This window comes from Streptomyces sp. NPDC096323 (assembly GCF_040302845.1).
Taxonomy (GTDB): domain Bacteria; phylum Actinomycetota; class Actinomycetes; order Streptomycetales; family Streptomycetaceae; genus Streptomyces.
Genome location: NZ_JBEOSI010000017.1, coordinates 65,335 through 80,797 on the forward strand (window position 1 = coordinate 65,335; position 15,463 = coordinate 80,797).

The 15,463-nt window shown below is 67.6% G+C and carries 11 protein-coding genes and 5 pseudogenes; 12 read left to right on the forward strand and 4 right to left on the reverse strand.

The window, feature by feature from the left end; genetic code table 11:
- Positions 1 to 15: 15 nt before the first annotated feature.
- Both ABTX18_RS34355 and ABTX18_RS34360 read left to right on the forward strand, forming a co-directional pair.
- Positions 16 to 885: pseudogene (locus tag ABTX18_RS34355) on the forward strand (IS5 family transposase).
- 35 nt (positions 886 to 920) lie between these two features.
- Positions 921 to 1,333: pseudogene (locus tag ABTX18_RS34360) on the forward strand (ankyrin repeat domain-containing protein); the annotation flags it as partial.
- A 1,625-nt stretch (positions 1,334 to 2,958) separates the two neighbouring features.
- On the opposite strand, the gene ABTX18_RS34365 reads toward ABTX18_RS34360, so the two are convergent.
- Positions 2,959 to 3,228, reverse strand: coding sequence for a GlsB/YeaQ/YmgE family stress response membrane protein (locus ABTX18_RS34365; RefSeq protein ID WP_352126726.1), 270 nt, complete (start codon positions 3,226 to 3,228; stop codon positions 2,959 to 2,961).
- Positions 3,229 to 3,893: 665 nt separating this feature from the next.
- Between ABTX18_RS34365 and ABTX18_RS34370 the strand changes: the two genes are divergently transcribed.
- From ABTX18_RS34370 to ABTX18_RS34380, 3 genes and pseudogenes are all read left to right on the forward strand, one after another.
- Positions 3,894 to 4,433, forward strand: coding sequence for a phosphoribosyltransferase family protein (locus tag ABTX18_RS34370; RefSeq protein WP_352126727.1), 540 nt, complete (start codon positions 3,894 to 3,896; stop codon positions 4,431 to 4,433).
- A gap of 37 nt (positions 4,434 to 4,470) precedes the next feature.
- Positions 4,471 to 4,910, forward strand: a pseudogene (locus ABTX18_RS34375) (transposase); the annotation flags it as partial.
- A gap of 321 nt (positions 4,911 to 5,231) precedes the next feature.
- Positions 5,232 to 5,559: pseudogene (locus tag ABTX18_RS34380) on the forward strand (transposase family protein); the annotation flags it as partial.
- 1,062 nt (positions 5,560 to 6,621) lie between these two features.
- Here ABTX18_RS34380 and ABTX18_RS34385 read toward each other — a convergent pair.
- Complete coding sequence (locus ABTX18_RS34385) at positions 6,622 to 7,401, reverse strand: SCO6745 family protein (RefSeq protein WP_352126728.1); 780 nt, start codon at positions 7,399 to 7,401, stop codon at positions 6,622 to 6,624.
- Between the two features lie 79 nt (positions 7,402 to 7,480).
- Between ABTX18_RS34385 and ABTX18_RS34390 the strand changes: the two genes are divergently transcribed.
- Positions 7,481 to 8,521 (forward strand): LysR substrate-binding domain-containing protein, encoded by a 1,041-nt coding sequence (locus ABTX18_RS34390; RefSeq protein WP_352126729.1) that lies wholly within the window; start codon positions 7,481 to 7,483, stop codon positions 8,519 to 8,521.
- A gap of 235 nt (positions 8,522 to 8,756) precedes the next feature.
- Here ABTX18_RS34390 and istB read toward each other — a convergent pair whose 3' ends face one another.
- Positions 8,757 to 9,509 (reverse strand): IS21-like element helper ATPase IstB, encoded by a 753-nt coding sequence (gene istB / locus ABTX18_RS34395; RefSeq protein WP_352126730.1) that lies wholly within the window; start codon positions 9,507 to 9,509, stop codon positions 8,757 to 8,759.
- On the opposite strand from istB, the pseudogene ABTX18_RS34400 reads away from it, so the two are divergent.
- From ABTX18_RS34400 to ABTX18_RS34415, 4 genes and pseudogenes are all read left to right on the forward strand, one after another.
- Positions 9,481 to 10,182, forward strand: a pseudogene (locus tag ABTX18_RS34400) (IS256 family transposase); the annotation flags it as partial. The gene istB and the pseudogene ABTX18_RS34400 overlap by 29 nt on opposite strands.
- A 196-nt stretch (positions 10,183 to 10,378) precedes the next feature.
- On the forward strand, positions 10,379 to 11,086 hold the full coding sequence (locus ABTX18_RS34405; RefSeq protein WP_352126731.1) for a DUF6193 family natural product biosynthesis protein: 708 nt from the start codon (positions 10,379 to 10,381) through the stop codon (positions 11,084 to 11,086).
- Positions 11,087 to 11,277: 191 nt separating this feature from the next.
- Entirely contained in the window at positions 11,278 to 11,520 is a 243-nt protein-coding gene (locus tag ABTX18_RS34410; protein ID WP_352126732.1) for a hypothetical protein, read from the forward strand.
- An 89-nt stretch (positions 11,521 to 11,609) separates the two neighbouring features.
- Positions 11,610 to 11,726 carry a hypothetical protein gene (locus ABTX18_RS34415; protein WP_352126755.1) on the forward strand — a complete coding sequence of 39 codons (117 nt, stop codon included), beginning with the start codon at positions 11,610 to 11,612 and terminating at the stop codon, positions 11,724 to 11,726.
- Here the strand turns inward: ABTX18_RS34415 and ABTX18_RS34420 are convergent.
- A complete protein-coding gene (locus tag ABTX18_RS34420; RefSeq protein WP_352126733.1) occupies positions 11,692 to 11,925 on the reverse strand; it encodes a hypothetical protein in 234 nt (77 codons plus the stop codon). The two genes, ABTX18_RS34415 and ABTX18_RS34420, sit on opposite strands and share 35 nt — an antisense overlap.
- 1,564 nt (positions 11,926 to 13,489) lie before the next feature.
- Here ABTX18_RS34420 and pcaDC point away from each other — a divergent pair.
- Positions 13,490 to 14,767 (forward strand): bifunctional 3-oxoadipate enol-lactonase/4-carboxymuconolactone decarboxylase PcaDC, encoded by a 1,278-nt coding sequence (pcaDC, locus tag ABTX18_RS34425; RefSeq protein ID WP_352126734.1) that lies wholly within the window; start codon positions 13,490 to 13,492, stop codon positions 14,765 to 14,767.
- Between the two features lie 4 nt (positions 14,768 to 14,771).
- A complete protein-coding gene (locus tag ABTX18_RS34430) occupies positions 14,772 to 15,443 on the forward strand; it encodes an MBL fold metallo-hydrolase (protein WP_503061257.1) in 672 nt (223 codons plus the stop codon).
- Positions 15,444 to 15,463 lie beyond the last annotated feature (20 nt).

A 15,463-nucleotide genomic window follows, 5' to 3' on the forward strand; every position in this document is an offset into this window, starting at 1 on the left:
GAACGATCACAGATCATGGGCCGGGGAGATCTCACAGACGAACAGTGGGCGGTGCTGGAGCCACTGTTGCCGAAGGGTGCCAGGGCGGGGCGGCCACCGATCTGGCCTCGACGGCAACTGATCGACGGCATACGGTTCCGGGTCCGAACCGGAGTTCCGTGGCGGGACATCCCGGTCGGATACGGACCGTGGAACCGGGTCTACGACCTGTTCCGTCGGTGGCAGCGGGACGGCACGTGGCACCGGATCCTCACCCGGCTCCAGTCCCTGGCCGACGCGAAAGGCGCGATCACGTGGGACCTGAGCGTCGACTCCACCGTGTGCCGCGCTCATCAGCATGCGGCCGGGGCCGCAAGCAGGGTGATCTGCAGAAGGAACCACCGGGCGGTGTGCTCACCGAGCCGAATGATCACGGGTTGGGACGCTCGCGCGGCGGGTTCACCACCAAGCTGCACCTGGCCGTCGAGCAAGGCCAGAAGCCCATGTCGATCGTGGTGACCGCCGGGCAGCGCGGGGACTCACCGCAGTTCGAACCCGTGCTGGAGAAGGTTCGCGTGCCCCGCCTCGGGCCGGGTCGGCCACGCGTCCGCCCCGATCGCGTGCGGGCCGACAAGGCGTAGGCCTCCCGCCAAAACCGCGCCTACCTGCGCCGCCGCGGGATCCGCTGCACCATCCCGACAAGGCAGACCAGGCACGCAACCGCCAGAAGCTCGGCTCCCGTGGCGGCCGCCGCATTTCGATCCGGCCGACTACCGCGAGCGCCACGCGGTCGAGTGCGGGATCAATCGCCTCAAGCGACACCGAGCCGTGGCCACGAGATACGACAAACTCGCCGTCCGCTACGAAGCCACTGTGCTGGTCGCGGGGATCAACGTATGGATATGAATCCGGCGTACTCAAAATCGCTAGCCTCACCGGCTATGAAGCAGCGCCAGCAGAAGAAGCTCTCCCGCCACCTCTTCGAAGCAGTCCTGGCAGGTGACGCCATGCGCACGAAGGCCCTGTTGAGCAGTGGAGCACGTCCAGAGAGACGGAACAGTGACGGCACCACTCCGCTGTACCTGGCTTCAGTGCAGGGCGAAGCCGAGATAGCTCGTTTGCTCATGGAAGCCGGGGCTCCTCCCGACACCGAAAGCAGCGGCCTCGGCTCTGAGGGCACACCGCTCTGCGCAGCCGCCTGCTGGGGCACACCGAAACGATCCGGCAGTTGTTGACGCATGGCGCCGATCCCAACCTTCGCGAAGACCACGGCACAGGCAAGTCCCCGCTGGACTGGGCGAACAGCGGCCCTCACCCTGACACTGCCGAGATCCTCCGGGCAGCAGGGGCGCAACGGGCAACTCACCCAACTCCGGAGCTAGCGCGCCCTCAGCACTCAGTGGCGGGGTATCGCCACTCGTTACGAGAAGACCGCGACCATCTACCTGGCCGGACTCCACATCGCAGGCATCTTCCTCTGGTCGGCGCGGTGATCCAAACGAAACTGCCTAGGTGTATTGGCCCTCAGCGTTGTTGCCCGCATCGGGACAAGCGTCCGGTCAGCTGGCCAAGAGGACGGAAGCGCTGCACCTGGGGCAACGGGCCCGTGAACAGCCAACTGCGGCGCGGTGCTAGGTCCGGTCCGTCCGAAGGCTGGGCAACATAGCCCGAGAACACCGGTTAGCCAAACCGGCCTTTCCACGCACCATGGATATCTCGCGGTCGATTCGGGGAGGCAACCGATAACTCGTTGGCGGAGAGCCTGTCACGACCGCGCAGACCGCCCCCGTTCACAGCGTCAGGGACGCGTATCCACCTCAGGAGCCACCACGTGAGCCCAGCAACCGCCGAAGCGCATGTCGGAAGCCCCGCGCACAGCCCCATGCACATCCGTGCCACCTGGGGTGGCACCAGCAGCGTGGCAGATGCTTCCAAAGCCTTCGGGTTCTCTCGCGCGAAAGACTACGACCTCGTCCGCCAGGGAAAGTTCCCCTGCCGTGTGCTCCACATCGGCAGCGGAGCACGCGTAGTTACCGCCTACCTGCTCCGCGTACTCGAGAGCGGGGAGCCCGAATACAACCACCCATCACCCGCTCCTCCCCCGCTCTAGGGGCTGTTGCCGAAGTCATGGGAGTCGACGGTGGCAGTCGGCAGATCGGGCCGGATCGCCCTCCGCGCGCAGTTCGGCGGCGAACACGGTCGCGCGAGCCTTGGCCACGACGGCTTCCGCCGCCTCGGCGACGACCGGGATCGCGGCCTGGCGGACCTGGGTATCGGCCAGCGCGTAGATCGTGGTCGAGGGCTTCGCAGACGTCGAGGGCCCGGAGGGGGCCGGTGGCCTCGTTTGAAGACAGTGAGAATACGGGGATAGTCCGGGTGCTCGGGCAGGTCGGGCGAGGCAGCAGAAGCAGCCTTGACCAGCGCCGGAGACAAGCGAGTCGCCAGCCGCATCGCCGACAACCCCGGCGGCCACACCACCGGGGGCCGACGGATGACGAGCGGGCTGGACTCATCCAAGGCAATCCGGTCGGGCAGGCGTTCAAGGACAGCCTCGGCCGGGTCACAAGCCTCCCTGCCGCGCCAGACGGCGAGCTTGCAGCCTGTGGTCAGCGACCATGAGGGCGCAGCGCCCCGTACGTTACTGCGCCACGGCGGCTTGTCCGCGCGACGCAAAGCGTCACCGGCCCGCCCTGCCCTTGCCGCAGCGGTGGACGCGCCGACCCCCGCACTCAGTCCCGCAGGCGGGCTGCTCCTGGGGTTCCCGCGCCGCCTGCAGGCCCTTTGCCCATGCTCAGCGATAAACGAGATGGTTTGGTCTTCTTTGAGGGACTTGAAACCATCAGAGGGTGTTCTGCTGTAATTCGCCGTGTTTCGAACCGGCAGTGGGATGGTTCACGCGTGGCTGGCCGTGGTCGGGCTATCCGTTGCGCGTGAAGCGGCCCTGCGGGTTGGGCGGGGCCGCTTCACGGTGGGTGGGGATCAGGTGTGGCGGCGGTTTCCGGTGATGAGCCGGTACAGCGCGAGGAGGATGAGCGAGCCGATGATGGCGGCGATCCACGTGGACAGGTCGAAGAAGCCGTCGATGGAGTCGACGTCGAAGATGACCTTGCCGAGCCATCCGCCGAGGAGGCCCCCGGCGATGCCGATGAGCATGGTGATGATGACGCCGCCCGGGTCCTTGCCCGGCATGATCGCCTTGGCGATGAGACCCGCGAGCAGTCCGATGATGATCCACGCAATGATGCCCATGTTGCCTCTCCTGCCTGGTCGTATAAAGAAACTGTCAAGAGCCATGTTTACCGTGCCGGTGCTTTTAAACGCTGCCCCACGATCATTTGCGCATAGGGCGGTATGGGCGGCCCGTGGTGCGGCTGCGGGCTCGGCCGTCCACGGAGAGAAAGGCTGTCCGAGGCTGCCGAGGCCTCGAGGTCACCGCCGACTCCGCATCGGGACCGGGAGCTACGCCGGCCGTCGCACAGCCACGTCATGCCGCGCATGACCCGCAGAGCCGGTCACGCTCTCTGTCCCGCACCTCGCACCACCCCGGCCCTTGCCGCGGGGTGCCGGGGGAACCGAGATCGCTGTCGAGGGGCATTGCCCCTGGAGGAGGGCCGGGGTTTGGCGGCGCGGCGGAGCAGGTTGGCGATCGCGAGTCCCGTCGGGCAGCAGTGTTGCTCCTGGTCGGGTCGGCTCCAGGCGGTCTTTCTGTTTCTGGTTTGGTCAGGCGGATGCGCCTCGGGCGGCTCAGGCAAGCGCACTCACGGTGCCGCTGACCACGTCTCACCTAAAGATCGCAGCACCTGCCGACAGGCCACCGACAGATAGCCGTCAATCGCCGACAGGCGGGTCAAGACCCTTCCCCGAACGGAGAATCCGGTTGCCTGGACTGTCAGCCCGTCCGCAGACTCGCAAGCATGATGTCTCACGCGCGCGGCTTGGTCCTTGAACACTTCCGCTGGATCGGCGGCCACGCCGACGTCTGGCAGGTTTTCCGCGACCCCGAGGCGCTGGCTGGGGTGGTCCGCGAACTGGCCGGGCCGTTCCGCGAAGACGGCGTCACTGCCGTCTGCGGCATCGAGTCGCGTGGATTCCTGCTCGGCGCTGCTACGGCCGTCGAGCTCAGCGTCGGCTTCGTCGCGGTACGCAAGGGCGAGGGGATCTTCCCGGGGAAGAAGGTCACCCGGCGCAGCGCCCCCGACTACAGGGGTACTCGCCAGGAGCTGCGTCTGCAGCAGGCGGCGGTTGGCCCCGAGGACCGGGTGCTGCTGGTCGACGACTGGATCGAGACGGGTAGCCAGGCGTCGGCCGTGCGGTCGATGGTCGAGGAGTGCGGCGGGCAGTGGGCCGGCTGCTCCGTCGTCGTTGACCAGACGGCCCCGGCTCGGCGGGCGGACCTGGGCGTCCGCAGCATTGTCACCGCCGCCGAACTTCCGGCCTGGGACCGGCGGTCCTGACACATACCTGCCTGTCCGGTTGCTCAGTTGGCTGGATATGTCCGTCCGATTAGTGATCACTGATGCGATGAGGGGCGGGACTGCGCCGCTGATACCGGCTGATTCGGTTCGCGGGCGGCGGTGGGCCGACCACCGCCGGACACTCGAGGCCATCGCGTGGAAGTACCGCACCAGCTCGCTGTGGCGAGACCTGCCGGACCAACTCGGCCCTTTCCAGGGGCTCATAAGCGCCTGATCAGATGGGCCGTCGACGGCACCGGGGAACGCATCCTCGCCGCTCTCCTGGCCGCAGCCGCAGCCGCAGCCGCAGCCGCAGCCGCAGCCGAGGCCGAGGACGACATCGACTGGACCGTGTCGGTCGACTCGGCCATCGTCCGAGCCCATCAGCACGCCGCCGGCGCACTCAAAAGAGAGGCAGCTGACCGGGCCGAACCCGCCGATCACGCCCTCGGACGTTCCCGCGGCAGGCTGAGTTCCCCGAGTTCCCCGAGTTCCCCGAGTTCGCGGAGGAGGCGGAATACCCTTCGGACCTCGCGGTGGTGCGCTCGATCGAGCCGGCCACCCTGGACCTGCCGAGTGGATCCGAGCCACCGGCTGGACCGCACCCTTCCTGAAGCTCCGGCCGCGATGAACGCCCCGCGATCGTGCCCCTGGGTTGCATGATGCCGTTCAAGCCAGTGAGTAAGGGGTCCGCGTACCGGTACTACCTGCGTCAGGTGGCGGTTGGGGACGGCCGCCGGCCCCCAGAGCAAGACCCTGGCCCAAGCGCAGGAGAATCCGGCGTCCCGCCCGGCGTCTGCACTGCCTGGCGGCACGCACGAACTGACCGCGGCCCGTACTCACCGGATCATCACGGATCTGCGAGCGTCAGGGCGTTCCAGTCCTGGCCGAGCGCGCCTACATGGGAGCCGGACCGTGGGCGACGACGCCCCACAGACGCCCACCGGGCCGTGGCCTCACGCCCACCCAACAGGCCGTCAACCGCGTGCTGTCCGCGGCACCGGCTCCGGTCGAGCGGGGCGTCGCACGGCTGAAGTCGTGGCGGATCTTTCGCAGGGCCCGGTGCAGCCGGAATCGAGTGTCGTCAATCGCTGCAGCCGTCCTCACCCTGGAGCGGCAACGCTGAACCCAAGGCACCGATCTATCGAGATGGGAGTCCGACGAGAGTTAGGGCGTTGTTCGACGCTCTGCTGCAGCGCGGTCGTGAGATCGACGGGAGGTTCGGGCGGAGGCGGTTCGGCCGAACAGTGGATGTCAGCCGCCTCCGCCTCCGCCGCTGGTGTTGTCCGGACCGAGGTCATCCTCCCGGCTCTGGTTCGAGCCCGATCCCCAATGCTCGTAGCAGATGAGTCCCGCCCCGATGAGCAAGACGATCCCCGTAGCTATCAGCGATATCCATGCGCCGGCGTCCATGCTTGCGGATGTACCCACCGCTGTCAGTGCGAAGCCTCTGTCGTCTGCCACGGAAATGTCAGGCGTTCTGCCACATTGTGTGTCAGCGCCCCGTGGGCCGGTTGTCTGGTTCGGGGCGCGACGCCGGTCCTGCGCGTCGACGTCGTCGGTGGCACCGTCGTAAGGGACCGAAGGGCTCTCCGGCGCTGCGGGCGGCCAGGGCGGGCGCCGCCCCCTTCATGCGCTACTGGGCGGGTATCACCGAGTGCTCCGGTCGGGCTTGTCGTGTAGGGAGGTGAACCCGATCTGGCGCTCGTGCAGCGCGGTCACCATGTTCACCAGTTCAGCAGGCCTGCAAGGGCCCGGCCTCCTCGCCCCGCGGCCGCTCGTGGCGTGGCTGGACCGGGATGTCGCCGGTGGTGGTCCAGCGTCCCTTGCTGGTGGGCAGGCCGTCCCCGTGGGACTCGTCGACGACGCGGGCACCGCGGCCGATGGCCGGAAACGGGTCGCCAGCAACGTGGCGCCGTGGGCGGAATGCAGCTTGACCTGGGAGTTCGTTGCCCGGATCTCGACGTGATGGCGGACGATCAGTACCTGCCGCTCGACCCGGCTCTTGCTCTGCGGCCGGTAGGCGCTGATCCTGAAGGTCTGACCGGCCAGAACGAGGAGTGCCTGTGCGGGGTGGACGCGAACACACGCCGCCGCCCGGAAGCTGGACGCCAACAGTTGCTGGCCGCCCGGCGCGTCGCCCGGCCTGCTCGAATGCGCGCTGTTCGCCCGAGAGGCATGGCCGCGGTCAGCAGTCCTTTCGTGTGCCTGCCGGTGTCTGCGACGTACGGTCAGGATTCTGGGCGCTAGTCAACGCGTCGACCAGTCGGGCGAACTCGGCACGCTGCCGGGCGGTGAGCGTGGCGTAGAGCGGTGCCTGCAGCTCGTCGGTGAGTTGCTCGGCGCGCCGCCATCGGGGGATAAGGGCCGCGGCGGCCGGACCCGGCTCGCGCCAGCCGTAGTGGGTCGCCTGCTCGACGCCGAGGTTGACGACCATCGCCTCCCGGGCGCTCAGCCCGGACAGGCGTACCGCCGCGAGATGGCAGGCGCCGCGGTGTTCCCGCAGGACGTGGATGCGCTGCATCGCCGCCCCGACCGGGTCGTCGCTGGGCACGGGCTGCGCGCGCCAGCCGGCGAACAGGGGCAGCGCGTCGGCGTCGGCGGCGTCGATCAGTCGCTGTGCCAGGCGGTTGAAATGCTCGGCGTCGCCGTCGGCGGGGATGTGGGCGCGCCCCCACGTCCGGACCGCCTCTGCGTAACAGGCGGCGGCATCCTCCGCCGGCATCACGGGCCGGCCGGCCCGCCAACCGGTGACGACGAGATCGGGACCCAGAAACCCCTGCACCGCGTGGACCACCGGGGCCGGTGCCTCGCCGAGCACCCCGAACCGGCCGCGGCAGTAGAAGCCGCGTCCTGGCGGGAATCCGGCGCGCCGGCCGATGGCGGCGGTGGCCTCGTCGGACATGAACTCGTCGCCGAAGTCGTGGACCGGCCTGACCACGGCGGCGATGCAGTCGAAGATCTCCATACGCAGAAGATCGCCCACCTTGACTCAGCAGGTCAAGGGAAGAATTTCTGATGAAACTCTTTAGGTAATCTATCGAGTCATGCTCGATATCCGCCGTCTGCACATGCTCAAGACCGTCGCCGCCCGCGGCTCCATCACTGCGGCCGCCCAGTCACTGGCGCTGTCCGCCGGTGCCGTGTCTCAACAGCTCGCCGCACTGAGACACGACGTCGGGGTCGATCTGCTGCGTCCCGACGGGCGAACCGTCGCGCTCACGGAGGCGGGCCGCGTCCTCCTCGCACACGCCGACCGGATCTTCGCCGCCATGGAGGAAGCCGAGTGCGCCGTCGCGACGGTCAAGGGCAAGGTCGGCGCCACCGCCACGCTCGCCGCGCTGCCGTCGACCGTCGCCACGATCGTGGCCCCCGCACTCACCGCGCTGGGCGCGGACCATCCGCAGCTCGCCGTGACCTGCCTCGTCACCGACCAGGCGCAACTGCGCGAACTCACGCTCGGCACCGTCGACGTGGTGCTGGGACAGCGTTACCACCACCTGCCGGAGACCACGCCCAAAGGCATCGCGGTCTCACCGCTGCTCGATGACCCGCTGCGCGTCGTCACCGCCGGCGACGAATCCGCCGACGGATGCCACGAACGGCCCGTCGGCTTGGGCGAACTGGCCACGCACCACCTCGTCGTGCCACCGGCGACCACGGACTGCGGACAGGCCATCCTGCACGCCTGCCACCAAGCCGGCTTCACCCCCACAACCCGCTACATCACCGCCGACATCGCCGCCCAACTCGCGCTCGCCCGAGCCGGCCTCGCCACCGCGCTCATCCCCCAGACGGCCATCGACCCGACCACACCAGGAATCCGCACGACCCCCATCGAGGACCATCCCATCCAGCGGCTCCTGTTCGCCGCGACCCGCCACACCGAAACAACCAACCCGACGACCGCGGCCGTCATCGCGGCGCTCCGCACAGCAGCGCGGCAGGACCGCACCACACACCTCCCGGCCGCCCTGAAAACAGAACCGCGAACAGCGGACGAACAGGGCCAGGAGACCCGCCCCCCAGGCGCGGCCTCTGGCCACGCTCGCTCCGAGAGGGGGCGTCACTCGGGACCCTGTTCGTAGCCGCAGCCTGGGGTGTTCCGTTGGTCGGCCTGCTGTGCGGGGTGATTGCCCTTGTAGCCATCACTCGTTGGCGCCGCCGGGCAATCAGCACTCTGGAGAGGGCCGAGGAAGAGCAAGACGGACCTGCCCTGCACGCACCCCATCGGTGGAGAAACTGCGGGGAACAACGACGAGGGCGTAAGTGGCGCCCAGGTCAGCACCTTGGCCGGTCAAGACAGGCCCGCTGGCGCGATCTTCAGGCTGCGTCGTTGCGGTCGCGTTCGATGGCTGCGAGCCGGTTCTTGAGCCGGTAGCTGGGGCCGTTGATGGAGATGACGTCACAGTGGTGGAGGAGCCGGTCGAGGATGGCAGTGGCGAGGACTTCATCGCCGAACACCTGTCCCCATTCACTGAATGTCTTGTTCGAGGTCAGGATGATGGAGTCCTTTTCGTAGCGCTTTGAGATCACCTGGAAGACCAGGGTGGCCTCCGCGCGTTCGAGGGGCTGGTAGCCCACCTCGTCGACCACGAGGACGGCTGGCCGGAGGTAGCTGCCGAGCTTGCTGGTCAGCCGTCCGGCGGCCTCGGCGGTCTTGAGGTTGCGGACCATGTCGTCGAGGCTGGTGAAGTAGATCGAGTAGCCGGCCCGGCAGGCCGCGAGAGCGACGGCGATATGCGTCTTGCCCACTCCCGGCGGGCCGAGGAGGGCGGCGTTGGCCTTGGCCTCGATGAAGGAGAGGGTGGCGAGGTCTTTGACCTTGCGCGGGTCGAGTTCGGGCTGGAACGCGAAGTCGTCGTCGTCCAGCGTCTTGTGGTGAGGCAACTTCGAGATCCGTAGACCTGTGCGGAAGCGGCGGTCTTCACGGACGGCGAGTTCTTCGGAGAGGACCAGGTCGATGAAGTCGAGGTAGCCCATCTTTGCCTCGTCAGCCCGCTGAGCGTATTGAGTGAGGGCCTCGGCCAGGTGAGGCAGGCCCAGCCGCGACGGCGCGGTGGCGAACCGGCCCATCTACGTTGCCCTGGCCGTCACCGTCGAGGGCCGACGGGACATTCTGGGACTGTGGGCCGGCGATGGCGGCGAGGGTGCCAAGCACTGGATGCACATCCTGACCGAGATCAAGAACCGCGGCGTGAACGACGTCCTCATGCTGGTATGCGACGGGCTGAAGGGGCTTCCCGACGCGGTGGAGACCGTCTGGCCCCGCACCACTGTCCAGACCTGCGTGGTCCACCTGCTGCGGAACTCTTTCCGCTATGCCGCCCGCCAGGACTGGGACAAGATCGCCAAGCTCCTCAAGCCCGTCTATACCGCGGCGACCGAGGAAGCCGCACTCGAGCGGTTCGCGGAGTTCGCCGACGCGTGGGGCAAGAAGTATCCGGCGATCGTCCGGCTCTGGGAGAACGCCTGGGAGGAGTTCACTCCGTTCCTCCGGTTCGACACCGGGATCCGCCGCATCGTCTGCACGACGAACGCAATCGAGTCGGTGAACGCCCGGATTCGGCGGGCGGTGAAGGCTCGCGGGCACTTTCCGAATGAGCAGGCCGCCTTGAAGTGCGTCTACATGGCGATCATGTCGCTGGACCCGACCGGCAAGGGCCAGGCCCGCTGGACCATGCGCTGGAAGACCGCCCTGAACGCCTTCGATATCACCTCGACGGCCGCCTCTCCGCGGCGCGCCAGTAACCCTCAACAACCCCAGTTACACCGCTCTTTTGACAGACCCACGCCACGCCAGCTCGGAATACCCGCGACGGCCACGTTGCTTCCCGTTGTCGAGGTCCGGCACAGCAAACAGCCGGCGAGGAGCCACGAAGAGCCGTTCACGACCGGCGGCACCAACTGAAGGGCAAAGCGTGACGTCTCAACCTGCCCCGGACTTGGCCAGTCTCTATCCTGAACTCGGACAGGACGGCACGCTCCAGATCGCCCTGCAGAAAGCCGTTGACCAGGCTGGATATCGGTTCGACGTGCTCCCGGAGCGAGCTCCAGGGTGGAAGCGATCAGGAGCTCGGGCGGACAGTGACAGCCGGACGACGAGCGTTCACCTGGGTATCCAAGACCGCTGCTTCGTCATGAGCTTCTGGGAACGCGGTGTCGCGATGGCCAAGGGCACGACAACCAGTTTGAGCGAGGCTGCCACGGCTACCGGGGTCTGGCAGTCCGGCGCCTACCTGGAAGATCTTCGATCCGCATGCCCGTTCGTCCGCTACAGCCCGCTCACCGAGGCCCACGAACGCGGCACCGCCGTCGAGACCATGTGGGCGATCTACCGTCAGACCGCGGCGTCACACGTCGACCACGACCTCATCGAAGCGTCTTACGCCCAGCCACAGCTGCGAGCCTTGTTCCCTTTCCACAGCCACAGGTCACTGAACTTCAGCCGCTGCACCGGCTTTCCCTACACCCACGACGTTCCAGTGGTTACTCCCGTGGACGGGAGATACCGCGTCACCTGGTGGAAGACCCGCTCGCCTCAAGGGCCGGCGGACATCGGAGAGGCTGACAACCCGCGTGACGCAGTCGCCTTGGTCGTCGCCCACCTTCCCTCAGAGTGCGGGCCGGCAGTCCCTGGCACTGCCAAATGACCTTGACAAGTCAGATTCCACATAACCGCCTGGGAGCGGGCTTACACGTTCTTCCGCCGTTGGCGGGACAAGGGCATGGTCAAAGAGTTCCACGAGCGGCTGCGTGGGAAGGTCCGCGAGGCGGCCGGCTGGGATCCGGAGCCGACCGCGGGCATCATCGATGCCCAGTCGGTCAAGGCCGCGCCGCGTCCGTGCCCGCCTCATCACGCGGCTCCGACGGCGGGAAGAAGATCACCGGCCGCAAGCGGCACATCGTGTCGGCACGACAGGGCTGTGCTGACGGTCATGGTCACCGCGGTGAACGTGACCGACCGGGAAGCATCCAGATTCTGCTGGCCCGGCTGGCGGCACGGTTCTTCCTGCTGCGGCTGGTCTGGGCCGACGGCGGCTACACCGGCCGCTGGTCGACTTCGCCGCGAAGGTGTTGCGTCTGACGCTCACGGTCGTTAAACGCAATGCGGATGTTTCGGGCCTTGTGGTGCTGCCCCGCGGGTGGGTGGTGGAGCGGACGTTCGGGTGGCTGATGCGTTCGCGCCGCCTGGCCCGCGACTACGAGAGGCGGACTGAGACGGCCGAGGCGATGGTGATGTGGTCGATGACCATGGTCATGAGCCGTCGGCTCGCGAAGCGGCGACGCTGAAGGAGCCCGGATTGTTCTCGACGAGCCAACGCCGCGCGGCCAAACGTTTCGCCTTCGGCCGGACCCCTTCGATCTTCGCCGGAACCGGCTCGAGGTCCAGCCTGGCGACCTGCCGGCAGATCGCCGGCCCTTCATCGGACCGCTCACCCTCGGCGAGGACGTGCATGATCCGCTGATAGTCCGGCGACAGTACCGTCATATCTAGCCCCTCCCGCCGCACCGGAACCATCGAATGGGGCACCGCCCCGGACGCCGCCGGTTCCGACTCGATCGGACGGGCATCCCCGGAAACCTTCAGGTCCTTGGCCTCGCGGGACTCCCGACAGCACCTGACTTACCATCTCCTTCGCGATCACCAGGCGATCTCGCGCGACTTCCGCCTCCTCCAGCTCGGCAACGAGCCGGTCCAGCTCGCCCCGCTGCGACTCCACCCGCTGCCGGGCGGCGACCTCCCGATCCTCGATCAACCGAGCACAGACGGCATCCGGCATCTCCACCGAAGAGAAAACACGACGTGTCATCTCTACTGCAGAAGAGACCACTTCGCGCCTGATCAGCGGAAACGTGGCTACCACAGGCTGAAAGACAACAGCTTCTCAGGCAGGAGCGGGTTTCATGAATTTCATGGGCTGATCCTCTGGCGTCGGTGGCGTCATTTGCTCCACGCGGCGGTTGCGTGGGCAGCGCCTGCGTACGCCCAGGCGCCCAGTGTCTGCGCACCGAAGATATCCGCGAGTAGGAGTGGGAAGTTTGTTGCCACCGGGCTGAGGTGACTCTGGGTAGCAGTTTCGTTCGCCTACGGCATACGAGAAAGAGCTGCAAAGGACTGGAACGCCTTCCGAAGGTATGTCAACGTACAACATCTCCGGACAGAAGGTTTCTGGTAGCGGCTCCCCGAGGGGTATCTGAGGAGTCATTTTGATAACCGATCTCCGGCCTGGCCGGCGGACCGTAGCCGACGATCGCCGGTTGGCCAAACCGGCGATCGTCGCGAACATGGAGGGCGCCAAGGGGGTCCTGGCGAAGGACGGAGCCGAAGGGGGCCTTCGCCCAGCGTGAGGTGGTCCCTTGCCAGACACGCATGCAACTGGATGCTCGTTGTGGATGCGATGCAGCAACGTCGCTTGGTTGTAGTACTGACACGCTGAAAGGTGGGGTTGATGCCCGAACCGAAGAAGATCGTCCTAGCGTCCGGCAGCGTTCGCTATCGCGCAGTTATCGGGATCGGAAAGCACGAGAACGGTAAGCGTAAGCAACTCACCATCACTAAGGATACAGCGAAAGAGGTAAAGGTGGAGATATCCCGGATCGAGCACGAATAGAACACGGGAACCTTCGTTCCGCCCTGCCTCTCCCGGTAAAGGAAGCATTGAAGAGGTTCAAGGCTCTCCAGGCGGCTGAGAAATTGGCACTGGGGGAGGACTGTTTGGACTCCGTCTACATCTGCGTGAATGAGGCCGGAGAGGTCCACACAACCAAGCAACTCCGCACCCGAGCGTACAAGCTCATGGAAGAGGCGGAATTGCGTCGTGTGCGCCTTTACGACGCTCGTGCATCGTGCTTCACCTACTTGGCCAACCATGGGGTGCCGGATCACTTGCTGGCACGATGGGCGGGGGCACACCAACGTCAAGACCACCAAGCGTTGGTACGTGAAGCCGGACGTAGAGGATCTTCGTGGAGCCGCTACGACATGGGGCGGTCTTCACAGTGCTCAGGAGGGGGGTGCGTGAGATGCCGGTGAGACGTGGGAGCGTAGGGCTGTGAGTCAGACAGACAGCAAAACGTTGAAGTGCCAGGTAGATGGGCCAGAGGACGCACCTGTGTTGGTGCTCGGACCAAGCCTCGGTACCACATGGCACATGTGGGACCGGCAGATACCCGAGCTCACCCAGCACTGGAGAGTCTTCCGCTACGACCTTCCCGGGCACGGCGGCGCGCCCGCGCACCCCGGCAGTGCTGTCGGGGAGCTCGCCGACCGGCTGGTGGCCACCCTCGACGGGCTCGGGGTGCGGCGATTCGGGTACGCGGGCTGCTCCATCGGCGGTGCGATCGGCGCCGACCTGGCGCTGCGCCACCCGCAACGGGTCGCCTCGCTGGCTCTGGTGGCCTCGTCCGCCCGGTTCGGCAGCGCCGACGAGTTCCGCCGGCGCGGGGTGATCGTACGGACCAACGGGCTGGAGCCGATGGCGCGCACCGCGCCGGAGCGCTGGTTCACGCCCGGTTTCGCCGCCGCGCAGCCGGCGATCGTCGAATGGGCCGTCCAGATGGTCCGCACCACGGATCCCGGCTGCTACATCGCCGCCTGCGAGGCCCTCGCCGCCTTCGACATCCGCGGCGAACTCGGCAGGATCGGCGTCCCCACGCTCGTCCTCGTCGGCGCCGAGGACCAGGTCACCGGGCCCGGCGACGCCCGGACGCTGGTGGCGGGCATACCGGACGCGCGGCTCGCCCTCGTCCCGGGCGCCTCCCACCTGGCCCCGGTCGAGCAGCCGGGAGCCGTCACCGATCTCCTGCTCACGCACTTCTCCGATGCCTGGCAGGACACCCAGGCAGCCATTCCCGCGCCCTCGTTCGCCCCCAGGCTGTCCGCCCCCGTGCTGCCCGTCGCGGAGCTCACCGCCGCCACCGCGCAGCCCGAGGCGGAGACCGGCGGGCGGGCCGATCCGTACGGGCCGGGCATGAAGATCCGCCGTGAGGTGCTCGGTGACGCCCATGTCGACGGGGTCATGGCCGCAGCCGACGACTTCACCGGCGATTTCCAGGAGCTCGTCACCCGCTACGCCTGGGGCGAGGTCTGGAGCCGGGAAGGGCTGGACCGGCGCACCCGCAGCACCGTCACGCTCACCGCTCTGGTCGCCTCCGGGCACCTGGAGGGCCTGGCCGCCCATGTCGGCGCCGCCCTGCGCAACGGCCTGACCCCGGCCGAGATCAGGGAGGTGCTCCTCCAGACGGCGGTGTACTGCGGGATTCCCGCCGCGAGCGCCGCCTTCACGATCGCCCAGTCGGTGATTCACGCGGAAACGACGCCGCCCGCGTAGCAGGATGGGCGGTATGGACGACCAGAACCCCGAGCCGATCGCGCTCACGCTGACCAAGCAGTCCCACTCCTGTATCCGGCTGGAGAAGGGCGGGCGCACGCTCGTCATCGACCCGGGAGGGTTCTCCGAGCAGGACGCCGCGATCGGGGCCGAGGCGATCCTGGTGACGCACGAGCACCCCGACCACTTCAACGAGGAGCGGCTGCGGGCCGGCATGGCGGCCGACCCGGCCGCCGAGATCTGGACGCTGCGCAGTGTGGCCGGGAAGCTCGCGGCAGCCTTCCCCGGGCGCGTCCACACCGTCGGACACGGCGACACGTTCTCGGCGGCCGGGTTCGACGTCCAGGTGCACGGCGAACTCCACGCCGTGATCCACCCGGACATCCCGCGCGTCACGAACATCGGTTTCCTGGTCGACGGGTCCGTCTTCCACCCGGGCGACGCCCTCACCGTGCCCGAGCAGCCGGTCGACACGCTGATGCTCCCGGTGATGGCCCCCTGGAACAAGATCTCCGAGGTCATCGACTACGTCCGTGAGGTCGGGCCGCGCCGTGCCATCGACATCCACGACGCGCTGCTCACCGATCTGGCCCGTCCCATCTACGACAGCCAGATCGGCAGTCTGGGCGGCGCCGACCATGCCCGGATGACCCCGGGGGAGTCGACGGGGCTGTGACGGGCGCCGCCTCACCCGCC